This window comes from Bacteroides acidifaciens (assembly GCF_903181435.1).
Lineage (GTDB): Bacteria > Bacteroidota > Bacteroidia > Bacteroidales > Bacteroidaceae > Bacteroides.
Genome location: NZ_CAEUHO010000005.1, coordinates 45,128 through 69,608 on the forward strand (window position 1 = coordinate 45,128; position 24,481 = coordinate 69,608).

Annotated in this window: 18 protein-coding genes; 14 read left to right on the top strand and 4 right to left on the bottom strand. The window is 39.6% G+C overall.

Going from position 1 to position 24,481, the window contains the following annotated elements; translation table 11 throughout:
* The first annotated feature begins 12 nt into the window (after nucleotides 1-12).
* The 4 genes from CLIN57ABFB40_RS17390 (at nucleotide 13) to CLIN57ABFB40_RS17405 (ending at nucleotide 5,410) form a co-directional block, all read left to right on the top strand.
* Nucleotides 13-1,158 carry a SusE domain-containing protein gene (locus CLIN57ABFB40_RS17390; protein ID WP_175631273.1) on the top strand — a complete coding sequence of 382 codons (1,146 nt, stop codon included), beginning with the start codon at nucleotides 13-15 and terminating at the stop codon, nucleotides 1,156-1,158.
* Between the two features lie 24 nt (nucleotides 1,159-1,182).
* A complete protein-coding gene (locus CLIN57ABFB40_RS17395; protein WP_175631274.1) occupies nucleotides 1,183-1,686 on the top strand; it encodes a hypothetical protein in 504 nt (167 codons plus the stop codon).
* 34 nt (nucleotides 1,687-1,720) lie between these two features.
* Nucleotides 1,721-2,782, top strand: coding sequence for a family 43 glycosylhydrolase (locus tag CLIN57ABFB40_RS17400; protein WP_175631275.1), 1,062 nt, complete (start codon nucleotides 1,721-1,723; stop codon nucleotides 2,780-2,782).
* An 84-nt stretch (nucleotides 2,783-2,866) separates the two neighbouring features.
* Nucleotides 2,867-5,410 (top strand): glycoside hydrolase family 31 protein, encoded by a 2,544-nt coding sequence (locus CLIN57ABFB40_RS17405; protein WP_175631276.1) that lies wholly within the window; start codon nucleotides 2,867-2,869, stop codon nucleotides 5,408-5,410.
* Nucleotides 5,411-5,945: 535 nt separating this feature from the next.
* On the opposite strand, the gene CLIN57ABFB40_RS17410 is transcribed toward CLIN57ABFB40_RS17405, so the two are convergent.
* The 4 genes from CLIN57ABFB40_RS17410 to xerD all read right to left on the bottom strand — a co-directional run bounded on the left by CLIN57ABFB40_RS17410 (nucleotide 5,946) and on the right by xerD (nucleotide 11,474).
* Entirely contained in the window at nucleotides 5,946-7,484 is a 1,539-nt protein-coding gene (locus CLIN57ABFB40_RS17410; RefSeq protein WP_175631277.1) for a YifB family Mg chelatase-like AAA ATPase, read from the bottom strand.
* 13 nt (nucleotides 7,485-7,497) lie between these two features.
* Entirely contained in the window at nucleotides 7,498-8,571 is a 1,074-nt protein-coding gene (locus tag CLIN57ABFB40_RS17415) for a DUF4369 domain-containing protein (RefSeq protein ID WP_175631278.1), read from the bottom strand.
* Between the two features lie 112 nt (nucleotides 8,572-8,683).
* Complete coding sequence (locus CLIN57ABFB40_RS17420) at nucleotides 8,684-10,378, bottom strand: tetratricopeptide repeat protein (protein WP_175631279.1); 1,695 nt, start codon at nucleotides 10,376-10,378, stop codon at nucleotides 8,684-8,686.
* A 136-nt stretch (nucleotides 10,379-10,514) separates the two neighbouring features.
* Nucleotides 10,515-11,474 (bottom strand): site-specific tyrosine recombinase XerD, encoded by a 960-nt coding sequence (gene xerD / locus CLIN57ABFB40_RS17425; RefSeq protein WP_175631280.1) that lies wholly within the window; start codon nucleotides 11,472-11,474, stop codon nucleotides 10,515-10,517.
* Nucleotides 11,475-11,546: 72 nt separating this feature from the next.
* Between xerD and aroQ the strand changes: the two genes are divergently transcribed.
* From aroQ to CLIN57ABFB40_RS17475, 10 genes are all read left to right on the top strand, one after another.
* Nucleotides 11,547-11,969 carry a type II 3-dehydroquinate dehydratase gene (aroQ, locus tag CLIN57ABFB40_RS17430; protein WP_175631281.1) on the top strand — a complete coding sequence of 141 codons (423 nt, stop codon included), beginning with the start codon at nucleotides 11,547-11,549 and terminating at the stop codon, nucleotides 11,967-11,969.
* 29 nt (nucleotides 11,970-11,998) lie between these two features.
* Nucleotides 11,999-13,456, top strand: coding sequence for a pyruvate kinase (gene pyk, locus CLIN57ABFB40_RS17435; RefSeq protein ID WP_175631282.1), 1,458 nt, complete (start codon nucleotides 11,999-12,001; stop codon nucleotides 13,454-13,456).
* 12 nt (nucleotides 13,457-13,468) lie between these two features.
* Nucleotides 13,469-14,107, top strand: a complete 639-nt coding sequence (locus CLIN57ABFB40_RS17440; RefSeq protein WP_175631283.1) for an O-methyltransferase — start codon at nucleotides 13,469-13,471, stop codon at nucleotides 14,105-14,107.
* 12 nt (nucleotides 14,108-14,119) lie between these two features.
* A complete protein-coding gene (rbfA, locus tag CLIN57ABFB40_RS17445) occupies nucleotides 14,120-14,452 on the top strand; it encodes a 30S ribosome-binding factor RbfA (protein WP_024987975.1) in 333 nt (110 codons plus the stop codon).
* 17 nt (nucleotides 14,453-14,469) lie between these two features.
* Nucleotides 14,470-15,696: an FtsX-like permease family protein gene (locus CLIN57ABFB40_RS17450; protein ID WP_175631284.1), complete on the top strand. Its 1,227-nt coding sequence runs from the start codon at nucleotides 14,470-14,472 to the stop codon at nucleotides 15,694-15,696.
* A gap of 170 nt (nucleotides 15,697-15,866) precedes the next feature.
* Complete coding sequence (locus CLIN57ABFB40_RS17455) at nucleotides 15,867-16,385, top strand: RNA polymerase sigma factor (RefSeq protein WP_410489616.1); 519 nt, start codon at nucleotides 15,867-15,869, stop codon at nucleotides 16,383-16,385.
* A 159-nt stretch (nucleotides 16,386-16,544) separates the two neighbouring features.
* Entirely contained in the window at nucleotides 16,545-17,663 is a 1,119-nt protein-coding gene (locus tag CLIN57ABFB40_RS17460) for a FecR family protein (protein WP_175631286.1), read from the top strand.
* A gap of 157 nt (nucleotides 17,664-17,820) precedes the next feature.
* Nucleotides 17,821-21,207 (top strand): TonB-dependent receptor, encoded by a 3,387-nt coding sequence (locus CLIN57ABFB40_RS17465; RefSeq protein ID WP_175631287.1) that lies wholly within the window; start codon nucleotides 17,821-17,823, stop codon nucleotides 21,205-21,207.
* 12 nt (nucleotides 21,208-21,219) lie between these two features.
* The gene (locus CLIN57ABFB40_RS17470) at nucleotides 21,220-23,154 is read left to right on the top strand and encodes a RagB/SusD family nutrient uptake outer membrane protein (protein WP_175631288.1); all 1,935 of its coding nucleotides are present in this window, start codon (nucleotides 21,220-21,222) and stop codon (nucleotides 23,152-23,154) included.
* 24 nt (nucleotides 23,155-23,178) lie between these two features.
* Nucleotides 23,179-24,414 carry a SusE domain-containing protein gene (locus CLIN57ABFB40_RS17475; RefSeq protein WP_175631289.1) on the top strand — a complete coding sequence of 412 codons (1,236 nt, stop codon included), beginning with the start codon at nucleotides 23,179-23,181 and terminating at the stop codon, nucleotides 24,412-24,414.
* The last annotated feature ends 67 nt before the right edge of the window (nucleotides 24,415-24,481 follow it).

The window sequence follows — 24,481 nt, forward strand, 5'->3', positions numbered from 1 at the left end:
AAAAGCATGATTATGAATAAGATAATGAAATTAATATGCTTGCTCTTTCTGGCATCGATAGTAGCGAGCTGTAATAAAGATCCGGAGTACTACACACTGGAAACGCCTGCAGACCAGATGCTATTAAAGGCTTCTTCTGCTGACCTTACTTTGGAGAAAGAGAAGGAGAACGAGACTGCGGTTACTTTTACGTGGAATGCTGCAGCACAGCGTGGTGGTGCTGACGCCAGTATTGCTTATTTCTTTAGAATGTATATGGCGGACTTACACTCCAATGTCACTAGCTTGTATGAAATTGAAGCTGGAGAACGCTCTATTAGCTTCACGCATAATGAGCTGAATGATATTTTGGCTTCTTGGAGCATACTTCCCGGAGATAAAGTTACTATTGAGGCAGAGGTAATCGCTCAAGTGAATTCGTCTGCTCAGTATTTGAAACCGGAATTGTCGAAAACACAATTGGATGTGGTCGGGTATGATAAGAATGCTACTGCGATTTATATGGTAATGGTAGATGATGCCGGAGAAAGAACGGTTCGGAGAATGACGGAAAAAGTTGTCGGTTCGGGAATCTACCAATCACAGGCAGAGTTGAAACCATGCAAGTACTTCTTTGCGCTTAGTGCGGAATCGGATTATCCATGTTACATGAAAGGCGAAAATGGAGATAACTCTTTGCAGTATGTAACGGAAGAAGGTGATTATGAGATGCTGGAGAATACAAAGAGCGGTACATATACAATGGTGGTTGATCTGAACGTATTTGATGTTAACATAGTCAGTTTGTATCCTTTGCCGAAGGATGGTATTTGGATTGTCGGTAATTCCTGCGAGGTAGGTTGGGATTTGGGAGTTGCTAAAGAGAAAGGAGCTCTACAAAGTAAGGACCCACGCCATCCGGAGCTTTGGACCTATACTGGTAATTTCTATTATAATGATGGTAGCAATGAATTCAAACTTTCAGTGGAACTTGACTGGGGTGGTAAATTTTTCTTTGCTCCTCATGCGGCAGCTAATCCGGTTGCAGAACATGAACTTGGGGAAGCAAGATACCAGGACAATGGTGGCGACTTGAAATGGAGCGTTGCATCAGACGGTAAATATACCTTGACAGTAGACCTTGACCAAATGAAGATATATCTGGACCCTGTCGAGTAATCTTCATAATGAGTTTATTAAAATATGAAAATCATGAAAAAACTGTTTATTATAATCTATTTGCTTGCCAATATAGTTGTGTTGGGAGCCTGCGGTGACGTAGAAAGTGTGGGTGAACCGCAGCCGCGTGTACCGAGAGTGGAAGTAGAGTCAGAAAATTACTATGTACAAATTGTGCAGGAGAATATTGATGGAGTTGCCTTCGTCTACCGTTGGCTGGATATGGATACGGCATCGAAATATGTCATAACTTTGAAATATGAAGGGACGGCCGAAACGCTGGAAATAGAGGATAAGAGCATATTGACTTATGACGGAGTGCGTGAACTGCTTTTTACCAATCGGCAGATAATGGAATATATGAGAACTTTTGGATTGGATGGAAAGGAAGCTCAACTGAGCATTACATTAGAAGCGTTTCAGGCAGACGGTGCACCAATCACTTCCGAAGCAGCTAAGGCATCAAAGACCTCTAAGATCGATATTATATTGGGTCCCGGTGTGGAGTTAAAGCTAGATTTGGAATAGAATAGTAACAATTAACAAGAAAAACTCAAAACTTATGTATATGCAAAATATAATCGCGCTTGGAATGATTTCCCTATTCACTTGGGGGTGCGGTAATAGCGACAAGCAGAAAGGTGAAACGGTGCAAACACCGTTGGTAGACAAAGTGTGGTATTCAAATCCGGTTATAGACTCCGACAATCCGGACCCGACAGTGATAAAGGCAGAGGATGGATATTTCTATCTGTACGCTACGGGAGGTAATACCTGGATACATAAGTCCAAGGACCTGGTACATTGGACTTATGTAAATGGTGCTTATGAGGATGATAAAAAACCGTCATGGGAGCCGGATGCTGGTATTTGGGCACCGGATATCAACTATATTGATGGTAAATATGTAATGTACTACTCTTTGTCCAAATGGGGCGGTGGAGAAACTTGTGGTATTGGAGTTTCTGTTTCGGATAGACCGGAAGGACCGTTTACTGATCAAGGTAAGTTATTCCGGAGCAATGAAATTGGCGTGCACAACAGTATCGACCCTTTCTATATCGAAGATAACGGCAAGAAGTATCTATTTTGGGGAAGTTGGTATGGCATTTGGGGAGTTGAACTGAGCGAGGATGGTCTTTCGCTGAAAGGTGGAATAGAGAATGCGAAAGCAACAAAGATACAAGTTGCTGCCAATACCGGAAACACCAATGCTTACGAGGGATCATATATATTGAAAAGAGGCGATTATTATTACTTATTCTGCTCTACCGGTACTTGTTGTGAAGGTGCGAATAGTACTTATCAGACGGTAGTATGCCGTTCTACAAATCTTTTCGGTCCTTATGTAAATAAGGCAGGCGAAAAGATGAACGATAACAAACATGAGGTGTTGATACATAAGAATGATGCATTCCTAGGTACAGGACACAATGCTGAAATAGTACAAGATGATGAAGGTAAAGATTGGATAATCTATCACGCTTACCGCACTTCCGATCCATCTTTGGGTCGCGTAGTCTTGCTTGATAGAGTGTATTGGGATGACAACGGATGGCCTTATCTCGTAGGGGACGGTCCGGTTGTAAAGGCGGAAGCGCCTGTTTTCAAGAATAATAAGTAATTGGTATAGGATAATTGCAACTATATAGCTGCAATTATCCTAATTTTGTTCTCGAATTTTAAATTTATAGGTTTTAAAAATGTTATGAAAAAGAAATTACTGCTGGTTTTGCTCTGTATTTTACAAAGTTTTCTATTTGTATTGCAAGCACAAAATACACAACGGAATATCGCATATACGGATGATAACGTGAGGTTCACAGTCATCTCCGATGGAGCGCTCCGCTTGGAATATGCTCCGGATGGGAAATTTGTAGATAGCAAGTCTCATATCGCTATCAATCGTCTGTATCCTCAAGTAGATTACAAGTTAAAAACAAGAGGAGGATGGGTTGAAATAACGACTTCTAAGATGAAGATGCGTTATAAGAAAAACAGTGGACAGTTTACAGATAAGAACTTAATCATCACCGCTGCTAAAGAAATGCTGCCTTTTTCCTGGAAACCCGGTATGCAACAGAAGGGTAACTTGAAAGGTACTTATCGTACATTGGATGGCATGGATGGTGATACGCAGACACAGACTTGGGTGGCTGATACAAAGAAGGGTGACAAACTGAAACTGGAAGATGGCCTGCTGGCTACGGATGGCTGGACGTTCATTGATGATTCACAAGGGATTCTGTTTGATGATGATAAGGATTGGAATTGGGTGAAAGAGCGTCCGGCTAATGGTGGGCAGGACTGGTATTTCATGGCTTACGGACATGATTATAAAGCGGCTCTGAAAGATTATACCCTTTTTGCCGGAAAAGTGCCGTTGCCGCCCCGCTATGCGTTTGGTTACTGGTGGTCGCGCTATTGGTTGTACTCTGATAAGGAATTCCGCAATCTGATTGATAATTTCCATACGTATCAGATCCCTTTGGATGTATTGGTGGTAGATATGGATTGGCACTATACGGAACAAGGAAAAGGCGGCTGGACCGGTTGGACCTGGAACAGGGACTTGTTTCCGGATCCGAAAGGATTCCTCGGATACCTCAAACAAAATGACGTGAAAATAACCCTCAACCTGCATCCGGCAGATGGAGTGGCTTCTTATGAAGAGAAATATCCTGGATTGGCAAAGGACATGGGAGTTGACCCTCAGTCCAAACAAACGATTCCATGGATAAACTCAGATAAGAAGTTTATTAAGAATATGTTCAAGAATGTATTGACTCCAATGGAGAAAGACGGAGTTGATTTCTGGTGGTTGGATTGGCAGCAAGGGATATATGACCCGAAAGTGAAGAATTTGAGTAATACTTGGTGGATCAATTACGCATTCTTCAGCCAAATGGAAAAGAACAGGGATACGCGTCCGATGTTGTACCATCGCTGGGGAGGTTTGGGAAATCACCGCTATCAAGTTGGTTTTTCAGGTGATGCGGTTGTGTCATGGAAATCATTGGATTTTCAGCCTTATTTCAATTCTACGGCATCCAATGTATTGTATGGCTATTGGAGCCATGACTTGGGCGGACATATCGGTGAAAGTATCGATCCGGAAATGTATACTCGCTGGTTGCAATTCGGAGCTCTAAGTCCGATTATGCGTACGCACTCGCAAAAGAGTGCCGGTTTGAATAAGGAGCCGTGGGTGTTTAACAAAGAGTATTGTGATATTCTTCGTAGGACAATCCGGCAGCGTTATGAGATGGCTCCGTATATTTACACAATGGCTCGTAAAGGGTATGATGAAGGGTTGTCACTTTGCCGGCCGATGTACTATGACTATCCGGAAAGTAAAGAAGCTTATGAATTCCGCAGTGAATATATGTTTGGAGATGATGTTTTGGTTGCTCCCGCTACGGCTCCGGCAAAGGATGGTTATGTACAGGTGCGTGCATGGTTGCCCGAAGGGGAGTGGTATGAACTGCATACCGGTACTTTGCTGAAAGGCGGTCAGATTGTAGAGCGTCCTTTTGCTATCGACGAATATCCGATTTATGTAAAAGCAGGCGCTGTATTGCCAATGTACACAAGCAAAGTGATGAACTTGAATGGCAATGACGAAGAAGTTGTAATTACCGTATTTCCCGGTGGAAATGGGACGTCTTCCTTTAGTTTCTACGAGGATAATGGAAACGATAAGAATTATGCGTCAGAATATGCTGTGACTAAACTGGCAGCTTCCTGCCAGGGACAGGAACAAACAATTGTTATCGGCAAGCGTGAAGGACAATATAAAAATATGCCTGTTTCGCGTTCATTTAAAGTGAAGGTGCTTTCATCACTTGTTCCACAATCTGTTACAGTGAACGGACAACCTGCAAAATACGAATACTTGGGTGAAGAGTTTGCCCTTTTTGTTGATTTGCCGGTTTTGTCTTGCGAACAGGAAAAGGTCATTAAAATAGTTTATCCTGTGGAAACGGCTGATATGAACGGTTTATTGGGTGCATCGAGACGAGTTGCCAAATCGATGGAGCAGTTGAAATATCGTGATTCATATATTTGCTTTAAAGAAGAATTTGGTAAGATGGGAAGCCTTAGAGAGGCGGTAACTTATGCACCAGAAAAAATATCTTCTTTGGTTTCCGATTTTTGGAAAAGTTATAATGATTTTCCGGAAGTTCTGAAACACCAAGGGTTGAACGATGATAATAAGGCGTGGTTCTTGCAGTCTATTTGCTGGAAATAAGAGTATAGATGAACGGGGAATAATGAAGGGGAAATCCTTTTCGGGCACTTTCCTCTTTTGTTTTTCGAGCTGAAACCTGTCAAGGACTTGACAAATGCATTTTAATATCGTATCTTTATAGTTCAAGGAAATAGATTTCTGTTTGATAATAAATGAATGAAAAAATTAGATAAAATGAATATATAAGTAGTATAATATAGTGATAATTGTCCTCTGTCTTCTTGGGCTATACTAGAAGATAGAGGAACTGATATAGGCTATGGCTGCGAATTCCACAAAATTCGTAGCCTTTTTTGTTGTAAAAGATGGACGATAAGGTCGAATTTACAATTTGAGAGTTTATAATAAACCTGGATACCGTTTATAATAAACTGCTCAAAAGTCTATTATAAATGTACCATACATTTGTGTACTAAACTGTAATTATTTTTGCGAGAACGTTTTTCTTTGTGTGGTATCTCTCGAGTTTGAGGTAATTATAGTACACAAATGGTGTAGTATCTTACTTTTACAAGATGGAGCGGAAGGAGGCTCTCTATCCTGCCCAGTTCTCCCTGTCCAAGTTCCGATAACTTATGGCTTCTGCCAAATGGGAGGGAAGTATTTGTTCGCTTTCCTCTAAATCTGCAATAGTCCGTGCCACCTTTAGTATTCGGTCGTATGCGCGGGCAGAGAGATTGAGCCGTTCCATTGCATTCTTCAGTAAGGCGAGTCCCTTGTCATCCGGGCGGGCATATAGTGATAGTAACTTGCTATTCATCTGTGCATTGCAATAGATGCCGGAGCATCCGGTATAACGCTTCTCCTGTATCTGCCGGGCTTTAATGACCCGTTCGCGGATGGATGCGCTGGACTCTCCTCTTCGTTGGTCGGAAATTTTATCAAAAGGGACTGGGATGATTTCAATCTGAATATCAATCCTGTCGAGCAAAGGTCCGGAAATCTTATTTAAGTATTTTTGCACCTGTCCGGGGCTACATACGCAAGCTTTCGTGGGGTGATTGTAATATCCGCAAGGGCAAGGATTCATCGAAGCTACCAATGTGAAACTGGCAGGATAGTCTACACTGCTTTTTACACGTGAGATGGTGATTCGCCTGTCTTCCAGTGGCTGACGTAGAACTTCAAGTACATTTTTTGAAAATTCAGGGAGTTCGTCTAGAAATAAAATGCCGTTATGAGCCAGGCTTATTTCTCCCGGTTGAGGAAAACTTCCCCCTCCCACCATTGCTGATTGCGAGATTGTATGATGGGGAGATTGGAATGGGCGTTGGGTTATTAATGAAGAGTTCCGGTTCAATTTTCCGGCTACAGAGTGTATTTTGGTCGTTTCGAGACTTTCTCCTAAAGAAAGTGGTGGAAGAATAGATGGCAACCGTTTGGCCATCATTGATTTTCCACTGCCTGGGGCACCCACCATAATTATATTATGTCCGCCGGCGGCGGCTACTTCCAATGCCCTTTTTACATTCTCCTGCCCTTTTACATCAGCGAAATCAAATTCAAAGTTGCTTTGTTGGGCATAGAATTCTTCTCGTGTATTAACGATGGTCGGTTCTAACTCGCGCTCGTCATTGAAGAATTCAATAACTTCTTTGATATTGCTAACTCCATAAACTTTCAACTGATTGACGACAGCAGCTTCCCGTGCATTTTGTTGCGGGATGATTAATCCTTCAAATCCATCTTCACGAGCTTTGATGGCGATAGGGAGTGCTCCTTTGATGGGTTGTATGCTTCCGTCAAGACTTAGTTCGCCCATTAACAGGTAGCGGGGGAATTTTTCAGCTGATATTGTTTCATTTGCGCCCAGCAGACCGATGGCAAGCGGCAAGTCGTAGGCTGAACCTTCTTTACGGATATCTGCCGGTGCCATGTTGACTATCAGGTTACTGGTCGGCATCTTGTAACCATTGACTTGAAGTGCGGAAATGATACGCTGATGGCTTTCCTTGACCGCAGAATCCGGAAGGCCAACGAGATAGAACATACAGCCACGCGAGCTGTTTACTTCGATTGTGATGAGTGTTGCGTCAATACCTTGAACAGCCGCTCCGAATACTTTTATTAACACGTTTGGTTACTGGTTATTTTTTCTTTTTACTATCTTTCTTGTCTTTTTCTTCTGCTGCGGAAACGACTTCCTCGATTTTCTTTTTCAACTCTTCTCCACGGAGATTCTTAGCCAGAATTTTGCCATCTGCCGATAAAAGAATATTAGCAGGTAACTGTTTGACGGAGTGTTGTTTGGCAACTTCTGAGTTAAGTCCACCGAAATCACATACCTGTTCCCAATCCAATGTATCCTGTTTGATGGCATCTTTCCATTGTTCCTTGTTTACGTCGAATGAAATGCCAAGCATGCCTACATACTTATTCTTCTTATATTTTTTATAGAGTTCTTTTAGCTCGTTGTTACTGCGGTAATTGGAAACACTGTCATTCCAGGAAGCCCAAAAGTTAATTAGCAGATTTTTCTTTTTGAAATCTTCGGATGAACGGGTTATCTTTACTCCTTTTACATTGGGAAGGCTGAAGAACGGTGCATATTTGCCAATTTCCGTTTTTTCCGCCTGTGAGATGCTTTCGTTTAGTCGTTCGATATAAAGCTTATCTTGTAATATACCTGTCATGACTTCAATCAGTTTCTTTATCTTATTGAAATCGGGGGAGTCCTTTTGGACAAAGTATTTGTCTAAAAGGTAGAGGCTGACAAAGGAAGAATGGTGCTGTTTTATAAATTCCTCCGCTTTTTGTTCTAATGCTTGTTCTGACAGAGTACCTAGCTCATTTAGTTCTTTCTGGAAAACTGTAAATTCTTGATTGTATATATTCCCGTCGATAGTCAGAACTTCGGGGTTGCTGATGTCTCCTTTAATCTTGATTTTATTTCCTTTATCAAGGAATATGGGATATTCAGTCTGGTTTCTAATGAGAAGAAAAGCAGACGTAATGGTATCTATCGGGCTGGAGTAAGAGAACTTGTCGTCTTTCACAAAAATAGTATCTATACGGTCGCGTATCTCGTCCATTCCATATAGATAAAGCGTATCTGTACCCAATCCTTTGATTTCTCCGGTTATGCTCACCTCTTTTTGGGAAGTCTTGCCACAACCGAATAAACAGATGGCTATAAGGATTAAAATGCTGCTCTTTTTCATTGTTTTGATTTCTTTTCTGCGAAAGTACGGTTTTTACGGATAAAAAAAAAGAATTGCCCGTCATTTATAATGACAGGCAATTCTTTATATTTAAAATAGAGTGGTAATTCTATTATTTAGCAATGCTCATGAAATCTGCATTTGTGAAGTATTTTGCAAATTCCAGGTCAGTGGCTGCTTTCTTAGCTAATGAAGAATCTTTAGCAACTGCGCTCTTCAAGCTGCTTATTACCATAGAAGAGTTGTTAGTTCTAGCACCCAAAACAGCCATCAAGTAGTCAGTGTAAGCATCCGGTCTTTCTACGTTAGCCAAAGTATTTTTAGCTTTGTTGTAGTCCTTAGCAAGGATCTGAGCCAAAGCAGCACTGTTAGTCTTAGAGTCACCGAATGAGTTTACTGCTCTTTCATATTGACCTTGAGCGATGTACAGGTTACCCATAGATTCGCCAAGTTCTTTAGTTCCGGCAGCTTTACCGAATGATGCTTCTGCAGCAGCTTTGTCACCCTTCATCAAAGCAATCAAACCTAAGTTCATGTTAACCTCAGGAGTAGCGTTAACACTGGCGGCTTTCTTGAAGTAAGATTCTGCTTTGTCATAGTTACCAGCCTGATAAGCTAATTTACCCAAGTTGTTGTAAGCACGGTAATCGTTCGGGAATTGTTTTGTTGCTTGAGCATAGATAGCTTCTTGCTTAGCAGGATCGTTAGTCAGTGTAGCAGCGTACAGCAACTCTTCGATATTCAATTCTGAAGGATTAGAAGAAGCCAATTTAGCAATTTCTTCGTCAGACTTACCGATGATTTCGTAGTTCAAAGTCAAACGAGAACGACGTAACTGAGGAAGGATTTCGTCAGCCAAAGTCTTGTAAACAGAAGAAATGTTTTTGATTTCTTGTTCTCTTTGTGCAGGATCCTGATACATTGACAATACGCGGAGAATCAACTCTTTGTCCTGGATATTGGATTTAGAAACCAGTTCTTGGAAACCTTCCCAGTCCTGTGCAGTATATTTAGCGTCAACCGGAGCTTCGATTTTTGCTTTCTTCAGGTCTTTGTTCAACATCTTGGTTGTGTTGCTTTCGCGGTTTTCAGCAAGAGTTGTATTCAAGCTTACACCACCATCAGGAGAAGCATATGAAGACACTTCGATGTTGCTGATCTTCTTGTTGGCAGCTTCGTTTACGTTAGCAACTTCTTTGTTGAATTCTTTGGCAGTTTTCAACTCGCTGGAACGGATGTTAGCCTGTTGGATCAAGAACATGATGTTAGCATCGTGCTTTTCTTTGATGATACGTTGGAAAGCGTCTTCGCCCAATGCAGGGTTTGCGTTACCTAATGTATTGTTCACCAATTCGGAAGTAGAGATTACACCATCAGCTACTTTTACAGCAGGAATAGTAATCACTTTCTTACCAATAGTAGCTTTAAATTCGAGGAACAATTCAGACTTAGCCATTTCTGGAACATAGTCGAAAGAAGTTTTCATAGTGTAGCTGCCACCCATCTTGTAAGAGATAGACTGGTCGTTACCTTCTACTTTTTCGCCTTGGAAAGTAGCAGGCTGACCTTTAGCTTCGCCGCCGTTCCATCTCAAAACTGGAGTAACTTCTACAACAGCTTTCTTGTTGAAATACTTTTCAGGGAATTTACCATTGATGGTAGCAGGAACTTTACCACCTACTGCTTCCAGCACTTGCGGAGTAACAGTGAAGTAATCAGCTGACAGTGGACCCATTTTTTTGTTGCAAGAAGAGAATAATGCAACAATCATTGCCATGAGTAAAGGCAAGTACAACTTCTTAGTCATTTTAGGTATAAATTAAATGTTTGTAATTGAAATTTCGCCTATTCGCTAATCTCTTTCTGTTCAGCACGGAAAAAGTAACGCAAAGATATTAATTCTTAATATAAATATATAGATAGGGGACCGATTTTATCATAATTTAATGAAATAACGACTCTTTTTCTTTTCGATACTTGATATTTCGAGGATGATGTTCGATAATCTCGCTGCGAAGCATATTACGGTCGATGTGCGTATATATTTCGGTCGTTGCTATGGACTCATGTCCAAGCATGCATTGGATGGCGCGTAAATTGGCGCCACCTTCCAGCAAATGAGTAGCAAAGGAGTGCCGGAAAGTGTGTGGGCTGATGTTTTTGGTAATACCTGCCTTTTGCGCTAATTCTTTTATCATGTGGAAAATCATAATTCGTGAAAGTCCTTTGCCTCTTCGTTGACTGACAAATACGAAATCCTCATGCCCTTTTTTAACTTCTACTTGATTACGGTCCATGATGTAAAGCTTTATCTCATTGATTGCTCGTGGCGATATAGGGACAAGGCGCTGTTTGCTCCCCTTTCCTTCTACTTTAATGAAACCTTCGTCGAAATAAAGGTCGGATAATTTAAGGTTGACTAGTTCCGAAACGCGGAGTCCGCAACTGTATAGTGTTTCCAGGATGGCTCTGTTCCTTTGTCCTTCGGCTTTACTGCGGTCAACGGCGGAGATGATCCGGTCGATTTCTTCTATTGTCAGCACTTCGGGAAGTTTAAAGCCTAATTTAGGTCCTTCCAACAACTCGCTGGGATCGGCTTCCAGGTACTCTGACATGATAAGGAAACGAAAGAATGATTTGATTCCCGATAAGATGCGGGCTTGTGAACGGGGGTGGATGCCGATGTCATGCAGTCCGGCGGCAAAACGCTGGAGGTCAGCGAGGCATACGTCCAGAACGTCTATCTCTTCTAACGTTAGAAAACTCATCAATTTGTCTAAATCCGTGAGATAGGCATCCAGCGTGTTGGGGGATAGGGACTTTTCCAGTTTGAGATACTGTTGGTACTTCTTGATTATCACATCCCGTTGTTCCTTCTTCTGCTTTTTTTCGTTGATTTCCATTTCTTTTTTCTACCTTTGCATCTTGAAATATTGTTCTTTGGATACAAAGGTATAAAAAAACAGGATTGCGCGATGAAGATACAAATTATTAATGGTCCGAATATTAATCTGTTGGGTAAGCGTGAACCTTCCATTTACGGAAGCGTTACATTTGAAGATTATCTGGCTGAACTTCGCAAAAGATACGTTGACGTGGAGATCGACTATTTTCAATCGAACATAGAGGGTGAAATGATAGACTGCATTCAGCAGACAGGGTTTGATGTAGATGGTATTATTCTGAATGCCGGAGCATATACGCATACCTCTATTGCATTACAGGATGCCATTCGCTCGGTGAAGGCGCCAGTGATAGAGGTACATATTTCTAATGTGCATAGCCGGGAGGCTTTCCGGCATGTATCTATGATTGCTTGTGCTTGCAAGGGAGTGATTTGTGGCTTCGGGCTGAATTCGTATCGTTTGGCTTTGGAAGCGTTGTTAGAGAATAAATAAGGTATAATATATAAATAGGTAGAAAGACTATGTTATTGAAACAGACTAAAATTGTGGCTTCCATTTCGGATAGGCGTTGCGATGTGGATTTTATAAAACAATTGTTTGAAGCTGGAATGAATGTGGTGCGTATGAATACTGCGCATGCCAGCCGTGAAGGCTTTGAAGCTTTGATTGCAAATGTGCGTACTGTATCCAATCGTATTGCGATTCTGATGGATACAAAGGGACCGGAGGTTCGTACGACAGCTAATGCTGAACCGATTCCATATAAGATAGGCGAGAAAGTGAAGATTGTCGGCAATCCTGAACTTGAAACCACTCGTGAGTGTATTGCCGTTTCATATTCTAATTTCGTGAATGACTTGAATATTGGCGGCACAATTCTGATTGATGACGGTGACCTTGAACTGGAAGTTATTGACAAGACTGCTGATTATCTGCTTTGTGAAGTGAAGAACGAAGCTACTTTGGGCAGCCGCAAAAGCGTGAATGTGCCGGGTGTTCGTATCAATCTTCCTTCATTGACGGAGAAAGACCGTAATAATATCCTCTATGCTATCGAGAAGGATATCGATTTTATTGCTCATTCTTTTGTGCGTAACCGCCAGGATGTACTCGATATCCGTGAAATTCTGGATGCTCACAATAGTGATATCAAGATTATTGCTAAGATAGAGAATCAGGAAGGGGTGGATAATATTGATGAAATTTTGGAAGTGGCCGATGGCGTTATGGTTGCCCGTGGTGATTTGGGTATCGAAGTTCCACAAGAACGTATCCCGGGAATCCAGCGTGTACTGATTCGGAAATGTATCCTTGCCAAGAAGCCGGTAATTGTTGCCACTCAAATGCTTCATACAATGATAAATAATCCTCGTCCGACTCGTGCAGAAGTGACTGATATTGCCAATGCAATCTACTATCGTACAGATGCTTTGATGTTGAGTGGGGAAACTGCTTATGGTAAGTATCCGGTGGATGCGGTGAAAACAATGACCAAGATTGCGGCACAAGCGGAGAAAGATAAACTTGCTGATAATGACATCCGTATTCCATTGGATGAGAATAGCAATGATGTAACAGCGTTCCTTGCCAAACAGGCTGTGAAAGCTACTTCTAAATTGAAGATACGTGCTATCATAACTGATAGTTATAGTGGGCGTACTGCCCGTAATCTGGCTGCTTTCCGTGGTAAATATCCGGTGTTGGCTATCTGTTATAAGGAAAAAACGATGCGTCATCTGGCTCTTTCTTATGGAGTGGAAGCTATCTATATGCCGGAATTGGCAAACGGACAGGAATATTATTTCGCTGCATTGCGCCGATTGTTGAAAGAAGGACGCCTGCAGCCAACTGACATGGTAGGATATTTGAGTAGTGGTAAGGCGGGTACAAAGACTTCATTCTTGGAAATCAATGTAGTAGAGGACGCATTGAAACATGCGGATGAAACTGTATTGCCTAATAATAACCGTTATCTGTAAAAGCTGGATTTTATGCAAGAGACTGAATCTATTGACGAATATATTCTGCAACATATTGATCCCGAAAGTGACTATTTAAAGTCACTTTACCGGGATACGCATGTAAAGCTGCTCCGTCCTCGTATGGCTTCCGGGCATTTGCAGGGGCGGATGTTGAAAATGTTTGTAGAGATGGTTCGGCCTCGTCAGATATTGGAAATCGGAACGTATAGCGGATATTCCGCTCTTTGCCTGGCGGAAGGACTGCCGGAAGGTGGAATATTGCATACATTCGAGATAAATGATGAGCAAGAGGATTTTACTCGCCCGTGGTTGGAGAAATCACCGTATGCAGGTAAAATACGTTTTTATATTGGTGATGCCTTAGAACTTGTTCCAAACTTAGGTGTTATCTTTGATATGGCTTTTATCGATGGTGATAAGCGTAAGTATATCGAATATTACGAAATGACGTTGACGCATCTTTCAGAGGGTGGATATATTATTGCTGATAATACACTATGGGATGGTCATGTGTTGGAACAGCCTCGTAAGAACGATGCACAGACAATTGGAATAAAGGCTTTCAATGATCTTGTTGCCGCAGATAAACGAGTGGAGAAAGTGATATTACCCTTGCGTGATGGGTTAACAATTATAAGAAAAAAATAAAAGAGTAGATTTATGGAAACAACAAGACAGAATAAGATCTCTCGTCTGTTGCAAAAAGAGCTAAGTGAGATATTCCTGCTTCAGACAAAAGCGATGCCGGGTATGTTGGTATCGGTTAGCACAGTGCGTATCAGTCCTGATATGAGTATTGCCCGTGTGTATCTCAGCGTTTTTCCGTCAGAAAAAGCGGAAGAAATGGTGAAGAATATCAATGACAATATGAAGTCCATTCGTTATGAATTGGGTACTCGTGTACGTCATCAATTACGTATTATTCCCGAACTGAAATTCTTCGTAGACGATTCATTGGATTATATCGAGAAGATTGATTCATTGCTGAAGTAAAATAACTCATAGCAGAGGTGAATTTCCCCTTCTATATAGCCCGGCGTTATCTTTTCTCAAAAAAGAAGCATAATGCTATTAATGTCATATCCGGCATTTCTGTGTGCGGAGTAGCTCTTGCTACACTTGCGCTGGTTTGTACACTTTCCGTATTTAATGGGTTTCAGGATATGGTAGCTAGTTTCTTTACCGCATTCGATCCGCAACTGAAAATCACTGTTCGTGAAGGGAAAGTCTTTGATGGGCAGGACGAACGGATTCGTGCAGTCTGTGCGCTTCCCGAAATTGATGTCTTTACGGAAACGCTTGAAGAGAATGCGATGGTGCAGTATAAAGACCGCCAAGCTATGGTTGTATTGAAGGGGGTAGAGGATAATTTTGAAGAATTGACTGCCATTGATAGTATTCTATATGGCGCCGGTGAATTCCTTCTGCATGACTCAATTGTGAACTATGGAGTGATGGGAGTAGAGTTAGTCTCGACTTTAGGTACAGGCTTGCAATTTGTCGATCCTCTCCAGGTTTATCTTCCCAAACGGAATGCCAAAGTAAACATGGCAAACCCCGGCGCTTCTTTTAATCGTGATTATCTTTATTCTCCTGGTGTCGTATTTGTAGTAAACCAGCAGGAGTACGACGGGAAATATATTCTGACCTCTCTTGCTTTCCTTCGTCAATTACTGGACTATACAACGGAAGTATCTGCTATAGAGCTGAAACTAAAGCCTGACGCGAATGCTTCATTTGTACAATCTAAAATAGAAAAAATGCTCGGTAATGATTTTGTAGTTCAGAACCGCTATCAGCAACAAGCTGATGTTTTTCGTATTATGGAGATAGAGAAACTGATTTCCTATTTATTTCTGACCTTTATCTTAATGATTGCCTGTTTCAATGTAATCGGTTCTCTTTCCATGTTGATTTTGGATAAGAAAGATGATGTTGAGACTTTACGTAGCCTTGGAACTGACGACAAACTTATTTCCCGTATCTTTCTATTTGAAGGTCGGCTTATTTCTCTTTTTGGTGCTGTCACCGGCATTGTTTTAGGACTGATTTTTTGCTTTATTCAGCAGAGGTTTGGGATAATATCACTTGGTGGAGGTGGTGGGACTTTTGTAGTGGACGCCTATCCGGTTAGTGTTCATGCTTGGGATGTAGTGCTTGTCTTTGTAACAGTTTTGGCTGTTGGCTTCCTTTCCGTCTGGTATCCGGTACGCTATTTAAGTAAGCGACTCCTGTAATCGGGTATTATAGTATTTATTGTAGAAACTTTTCTATAATTGGTAACTTTTTATTCGGTGTTTATTTTTATATTTCCTAATATACTACTATATTTGACCCAATTTTGTTAATTAGAAATAATCTGTAAAACACTTCCGTGAAACCTAAAAGTAATGACATAGACAGAATTATGAACGGTGATGAAACGGCTTTTTGCCGTTTTATGGAATGGTATTCTTCACGTTTATATCATTATGTTTATGCTCTGATTGGTCAAAAGGAACCGGCTGAGGAGGTTGTAAGTGATGTTTTCTATGAGGTTTGGAAAAATAGAAGTGGTTTGACTGAAATAGAAAACATGAATGCCTGGATACAAACAATAACTTACCGGAAGGCTATTTCTTATCTGAGGAAAGAAACGGGAAAAGCTGAAGTCTTACTTGATGATATAGGAGACTTTATATTCGCTCCAATTCAATCACCGGACGAGGAAATGATAAGTAAGGAGGAGATGGAAAAAATAAATGATGCTATCCAAAAACTACCGCCTAAATGTAAACACGTCTTTTTTTTAGCAAAAATTGAAGGATTGCCTTATAAAGAAATTGCTAATTTATTGGATATATCTGTGAAGACTATCAATAATCATATAGCTTTTGCTCTAGAAAAAATTGCTGAGAATCTCAATATCCGTTCTCGAAAATTATAAATTTATTATTATGTTATATATTTGATTATCAGATGCCTTATGGAAAAATTGCTCTGCTTGTCGTAACTCTTTTGATGAATTTGAAAAAAAAGTTTGTTTTAGGCTAGGAGATTTTTTTTGATGTTGCGTCTTTAATAATAGAACAACATTAAAAAGATTATGAACTTGAAAGAATACTTTCGCCTTGCTGGATTATTTGGTAAACTGAATTCTCAAGAAAAACTTGGGGATGATGATTTTACTACTATGCCTGAGGGTGAGAAACTAAGATTCTTTTGGGAAAGCTGCAAACAAGAAAAAATTGATGCTTCTTCCATTATAGAGAAAACACGCTTGAAAATACGAAAAGATGCAATGAGACGTAGAAGAAACTATTTCCTGATAACTTCTACTTCTATTGCCGCTTCTATTTTAATTTGTATTTCGACTATTTATTTTTTGAATCAAACTATAAATGATGATATTGATCTTCAAGCCATTGCAGAAGGAATGGATAGTCAGATTGTTGATGAAGTGACTCTCATAACTGCTAAAAAACAATTGAACTTGGATGAAGATGCTTTTATCAAATATTCAAAAGAAGGAAAAGTTGCAGTGAATTCTCAGGTTATTAAAGAGGAAGAGGAAAAAGTTAAGGATAAACAGGAATATAATCAGTTACTTGTCCCACCTGGTAAGAGAGCACGGATAGAGTTGTCAGATGGAACTCGTTTAATTGTGAACTCTCAGTCTAAGGTCGTTTATCCTCGTTGTTTTAAGGGTGATATTCGTAAAATATACGCTCAAGGAGAGGTCTTTTTAGAGGTTGCTCATGATAAGAAACATCCTTTTATTGTTGAGTCTGAAGATTTTAACTTGCGGGTGTTAGGTACGAAGTTTAATATTTCCAATTATAAGGGGAACGCAACTAATATTGTATTGGTAGAAGGAGCGGTAGAAGTTACAGATAAAAATGAGAAGAAAGCACAATTAGCTCCATGTGATTTGTTGAATATAGCTGGCGGGGCGATTGCTTATCAGAAAAAAGTGGATGTGGCTGAGTATATTAGTTGGGTAGATGGAATTATGCTATTGAATGGTAATGATTTGTCACAAATTATCCAGAAACTAAGTATTTATTATGGTATATCCATACAATGTGACCCAGTTGTGGGTAGTGAAAAGGTGTATGGAAAACTCGATTTGAAAGATGATATAGATGAAGTGATTGAATGTATTCAGCAGACACTGCCATTTACGATAGAAAAAAGTGATACTAGTATATACTTGAATAAATAATAACTTTTTAATTAATCTTTTAAATATGCTTGCCTATGAAGAACAGACAACCGTTATGACACACAAAAAAATCGGATAAATATTGCCGTATTTACCCGATATTAATTCCTTAGTTAAATCAATAAATCCAAAATTGTTAACCTAAAAAGAAATTTTTATGGTAAAGAAAAGTATTTTTTTACACTTAAAGAAAAGACTTAAGCTTTTTTGCATTATAAACGTCTTTTTTATGATTCCACTTTCTTCGTTCGGTGCTAACTCCATTCGTTGGAATTCTGAAGAAGATCTATTCTCTGTACAATATGAGAATGCTACAGTTAAAGATATTTTAGATTATATCGAAAAGCATAGTAAGTATATTTTTATTTATTCTGCAAATGTTCAAAGAAATCTGAATAATAAAGTCTCCATTTCAGTTTCCAATAAGAAAATAGATGCTGTATTGAAAGAATTATTCTCTGAAACAGGGCTGAATTATAAAATGTCGGGAAGACAAATTACAATTTCAGTACCAGAAGCTCCTAAAGTACAGCAAGCTACACAACAAAAAGGTATAAAGGTAACAGGTAACGTTTCAGATGAAAAAGGCGAGCCGTTAATTGGTGTAACAATCATTTTGAAGAATGATTCTACAGTACATGCATTAACAGATATGAATGGTAATTATAGTATTATTGTTCCTATGAGAAAGTCAGTACTTTCTTTCCGTTATATTGGCTTTGTGCCTAAAGAAGAAATTGTTGACAACCGGAAAGTTGTTAACGTACAGATGGTAGAGGATGTAGGTCAGTTGGATGAAGTTGTAGTCGTTGCTTATGGTGCACAAAAGAAAGAATCTGTGGTCGGTTCTATTACTACATTAGCGCCTGAAAAGTTGAAAGTTTCTACAAGCCGTTCATTGAGCAATAATTTAGCCGGTGTTGTTTCGGGTGTGCTTGCTGTGCAGCGTTCCGGTGAGCCGGGCTATGATAACTCTACCTTTTGGATTCGTGGTATCAGTACATTTGGGAAAGCAGGTGGAGACCCTTTGGTCTTAGTGGATGGAATTGAGCGTGATTTGAATAATATTGATCCAGAGGAAATTGAATCTTTTTCTGTGTTGAAGGATGCTGCTGCAAGTGCTGTTTATGGTGTGCGTGGTGCTAATGGTGTAGTGCTTATTAATACGAAACGTGGGCAGGTTGGTAAGCCGCGTGTTGTGGTAAAGAGTGAATTTTCTTTTACTCAACCGGTTAAATTGCCTGAGTATATTGGAGCAGCAGATTATATGCAAGTATTGGATGACGCCTTGATTGATACCGGACAGTCTCCTATGTATGCTGATAGAATCGCAAAGACTCGTTCGGGATACGATCCTGATTTGTATCCGGATGTTGATTGGATTGATGCAATTTCTAAAGATAATGCATCTAATCAGCGTGTGAGTGTTGATATCTCAGGAGGTACGGAGCGTCTGCGCTATTCGTTTGTTGCAGCAGTTTTTAATGAGCAGGGCATCTTGCAACGAGACAAGAAGCAAGAATGGGATCCTTCTATCAAATTACAGCGATATAATGTTCGTTCAAATGTTGATTTAAAACTTTCTCCAACCACTCAATTGCGTTTTAATATTGGTGGCTATTTACAGGATCGTAATTCTACTACTCAAGATGTTAGCTTGATTTTTAGTCGGGCATTCCGGGCTGTTCCTTTTACATTTCCTGCGCAGTATTCTTCAGGAGAAATGGCTGGAACAGAAGAAGGTAATGTTTGGGCAATGGCCACTCAAAGTGGTTATCAACGTACAAGTGCGAGTAAAATAGAAACGTTATTTTCACTGGAACAGGATTTGAAGTTTATAACACCAGGTTTAAAAGTTAAAGGTGTGTTTTCTTTTGACCGTTATTCAAGTGGTACAGTGAAACGTTCAAAAACACCGGAATATTATAACGCTGCTACATCTCGAAATGAAGAAGGAGAACTTGTTTTGACAAAAAAACAAAACGGTAGTAATTTCTTGGGTTATGATAAATCTGCTGATTATGGGAATAAGAGTGTGTATATGGAGGCAAGCCTGATGTATGATCATACATTTGCAGAAAAACATGCAGTTTCCGGTTTGCTTTTATTTAATCGCCGTAATTACGATAAAGGTGAGAAATTGCCATATCGTACTCAAGGATTGGCAGGACGTGCTTCCTACACTTATGGTGGAAAATACATAGCTGAATTTAATTTTGGTTATAATGGTTCTGAAAATTTTGCTAAAGGTAAACGATACGGTTTTTTCCCATCGGGGGCAATTGGTTGGATTGTATCTGAAGAATCATTTATGCAGCCAATGAGAAATATTATTTCAAAGTTAAAATTACGTGCTTCTTATGGACAGACAGGTAATGCAAACTTGTCAGGGCGTCGTTTTGCTTATCTGTCTACTATTTTGGATGATTATGAAACTTTGAAATTGTATAAATGGGGAGTAGAGTCCGGATATTCAAAAAATGGTATGGCAGAAGGAGAATTTGCAGTTTCTGATTTAACATGGGAAATTGTAAATAAAGCCAATATAGGTTTAGAATTAGGTTTATTGAAAGGTCTGGTTGACTTACAGGTTGATGTTTTCGAAGAACGACGTCATAACATTTTTATGGAACGTGCTTCTGTTCCGGCAACAGCCGGCTTTATTAAAAAACCATGGAGCAATTATGGTAAAGTAACTAATCGTGGTGTTGAATTGTCACTGAATGTCAACAAACAGTTTAATAAAAATTTGTATATAAGTTTAATGGGTACTTTTACTTATGCTCATAATGAAATAATAGAAAAAGATGAACCTCAAGCTGTAATTGGTACAAATAGAGCTGAAACAGGGCATCCGGTCAACCAATTGTTTGGGTATGTCGCTGATAGGCTTTTTACTGAAGATGATTTTGCAGATGTGGCAACAGGAACATTAAAAGAAGGTATTCCAACACAAAGTTTTACAGCTAAAGTGCGACCGGGTGATATCAAATATGTAGATGTAAATAAGGATGGAGCGATTGATGCATTTGACCAATCACCGATAGGAGGTACTATTGATCCCGAGATTGTATATGGTTTTGGACTGAATATGAAATGGAAAGATCTTGATTTTGGTGTATTATTCCAAGGAATTGGAAGAAGTTGGAATATTCTTTCAGGAAACATTATACCAGCTTCCAACAAAGGTACTACTTATAATATATTCACTAATTATAATGATCGTTGGACTGTTGATAATCCTAGTCAGGATGTCTTTTATCCTCGTTTGGATTATGGAACCAACTCTAACAATAGTCAGCCTTCTACATGGTGGTTGCGAGATATGAGTTTCATGCGTCTGAAGAATATTGAATTAGGATATTCATTCCCTAAAAAATGGATGCAGAATATATTCATTTCTGGTGCGCGTGTCTTTGTCAGAGGTACTAACTTGTTAACTTTCTCGAATTTTAAATTGTGGGATCCTGAAGTAAAAGATAAAACGGGTGCTGCTTATCCTGTAATGAAATCATTATCCGCAGGTTTTGAAATCAGATTCTAAAGATATAATAGTATGAAAAATAAAATAATAATATTTATTGCATTAGGCATAACAGCTTTGTTTCCCATGTCTTCTTGTTCTGACTATTTGGATAAAGAGCCGGATGATCAATTGACATTGGAATCTGTATTTGAGAATAAGAACAATATGGAACGTTGGTTGGCATATATTTATAGCTTAGTTCCTAAATTTTATACATATGATGGTGCTGATGCTGTTTCTGATGAATTAGCGCCTTCCGTAGGATGGGAGTCTCAGGGATTTAAAGCCATCTTCTACCAAAATGGAAACTGGACAGCGAATAGCGGAGGAGTGATTAGCTATTGGACAACTTTCCCAAGGGCTATTCGATCGGCATATACTTTTATAAAATATGCCCATGCAATTGCGGATGTTTCTGAAAAAGAGGTTAATTATATGAAAGCCGAATGTCGTTTCCTTATTGCACAATTTCATGCGATGATGGTCATGACTTATGGAGCTATTCCTATTATTCGTGAAGCTGCTGAAGAAACTACAGGAGAAAGTTTGTTGTTAAAACAAGAGCCTTTCTATACAGTAGTAGATTGGGCTGCAAATGAAATGCTTGAGGCTTCAAAAGAATTACCTCCGTTCTATGATGATGACAATAAATACGGTCGTATAACTTCTCTTACTTGCTTGGCCATACGTGCTCGCCTGCTTACTTTTGCTGCCAGTGATTTGGTGAATGGTAATCAGGATACTGACATGGTAAATATGAAGAATTGTGATGGTACGCCAATTTTTAATCCTGAACATGATTCAAATCGTTGGAGACAAGCTGTTGAAGCTAATAAGTTGGTGATTGATGAAGCCGAAAAATCGGGTCATAAGTTACATATTGAATATTTGAGCAATGGTGAAGATATCGACCCGTTCCTTTCTTATCAGAATGCATTGATGCTTCGTCGTAATCAAGGTAATTTGGAGATAATATATCCTAGATCTTATGATGATGCAGGTTATTTCGATCGTCAGGCAAATCCGCGTAGTATGGGTGGAGCTGGTGCTATTGGGGTTACTCAGTCATTGGTTGATGCTTTCTTTATGAGGAATGGATTGATTCCTATCACTGGATATACGAATGATGGTGGAACCCCTATTAAAAACGAAGCTTCAGGCTATAGTGAAGATGGATACTCAACGACAGATGAATCTTTTAATACAAGATGGATGTATGGGACAGCGAAAGGAGATGCAGCAAAGGATCAGAATGTGATTGTACCTGCTAATACATATAAAATGTATTGTGGACGTGAACCTCGTTTCTATATATCTGTCTTATACAATGAAGAATATCATTGGGGTAAAAAGAAAGCTACAAACTTCTTTAATGGTGGTGAGGATGGAGGTCCATCTCACGATTCACCATGTGCTGGTTATTTAATTCGTAAGCGTGTCGATCCTTCTGCAATTCCCACCGAAAGTAGTGGTAATTATAAGAATCGTCAAGGATGTTTGTATCGTTTGGCAGAAGCTTATCTGAGTTATGCTGAGTCTTTGAATGAATATAGTATTGATATGGGGACATATGATTCTAATAAGAAGGAAATATTGAAATATATCAATAAAATTCGTGAGAGAGCAGGTATTCCTCAGTATAGTGAAGGTACGGAAGCTGGAAAGATAACAGCACCGACTGATCCGAAGGAGATGCGTCAGTTAATTCGTAGAGAGAGACGAGTGGAAATGAATTGTGAAGCAGGATTACGTTTTGATGATTTACGCCGTTGGAAGGAAGCTGAAACTGCATTGAACGGAAAATTCTGGGGAATGAACATGCTGGCAAAGAAGGAGGATAGGGATTCTTATTATAAGCGTACTGTTTACCAAACAAGAAAGTTCATCAGTTATTGGTGGCCTATACCTCAAGATGAGATGGATGTGAATATAAACTTGAGACAATTGCCGGGATGGTGGAAATAATGTTTTACCTTAAAAACAATAAGTATGAGTAAAATAGGAGCATTATATAAGTGGTTGCCGATAGCAGCTGTAATATGCCTGAGCGCATGTAATGATGATGACAAGAATAATAATCAATTGGATGTTGTAGAATGTCTGGAACTGACCGCTTCGACTACGGATATAGAATTGGATGGAGACAGGTTGGATGATGTAGTATTGACTTTTGACTGGACTCCAGCTCGAGAAATGCCAGAAGAATATATGATTTCTTATGTGACAAAAATAGATATTGAAGGAAGTAATTTTAATTCTTGTGTGCGTAATGACGAAGAAGAAGGTGTGTTTAGTAAAAGCTACACAACAGCAGAATTACAGAATTTGTTGACAGAGAAATGGGGGCAGTCTAGTAATAAATCTGCAACGATTCAATTTCGTGTCATAGCTAAATGGGACGGTGGAACTCGTTGGGTAAAACCGGAAGTTCGTACGGTATCAGTAAATGTTCGACCATATAAACCGATTGTTTTCGATGCAGATAGAGTTTACCTTGATGGAACAGCAATGACCGGAGGAAGAATAACGATGAGTAAGACTATAGAGAATGAATATCAATATGCTTTCTTGGGTGATTTGAGGCAAGGAGAATTGGAGATTCCTGTAGAATTTGAAGGGGAAACTAATTATATCTGTCCGGCAGATGGAGAAGGTACTTTGCAAGATGGTGAACTAGAAAATGTTGTGATGAGAGCAGAACCTATTACATGGAATATTCCGAAAGATGGTGAATATCGTATTGTAGTTAATATGGAGAAAAAGACCGTGACGATTAATTCTCCTGATAAACCGTTAGAACCTGTAATTGTAGAATGGACTGGTAATGCTGGAGAATATAAAGATCAGGTTGTTCAAACTACTGTTACGAAGTTATATGCTTATGGAGGTATGAATGGTTGGAGCAATACTTGTACTACAATTCTTACACCTAGCCAGGCAGATCCGTTGATATTCGTGTATAAAGGGGCAGCATTGAAGTCCGGTACAATCAAGTTTGTGGTATATGCGGCAGGTGATGCTAATACTACTAAGGCTTATGCATATAGCTGTCCGTTGACAAGTAGCGGAACTGCACAAACGTTACCAATAACTATTGGTTCTAATATGCAGTTGATGGGAGGTGATGGAGCTCAGCGTAATGCTTATTATAACTTAACGACTGCAGGTATCAATTTTATAGTCGTTAATTTACGAACTATGGAAGTGCGTTTTGATAAAAAATAGTAAGTATTTGTGATTGATGACATATTGATTATTGCCGTATCGGAATAGCGATTCAGATACAAAAGGA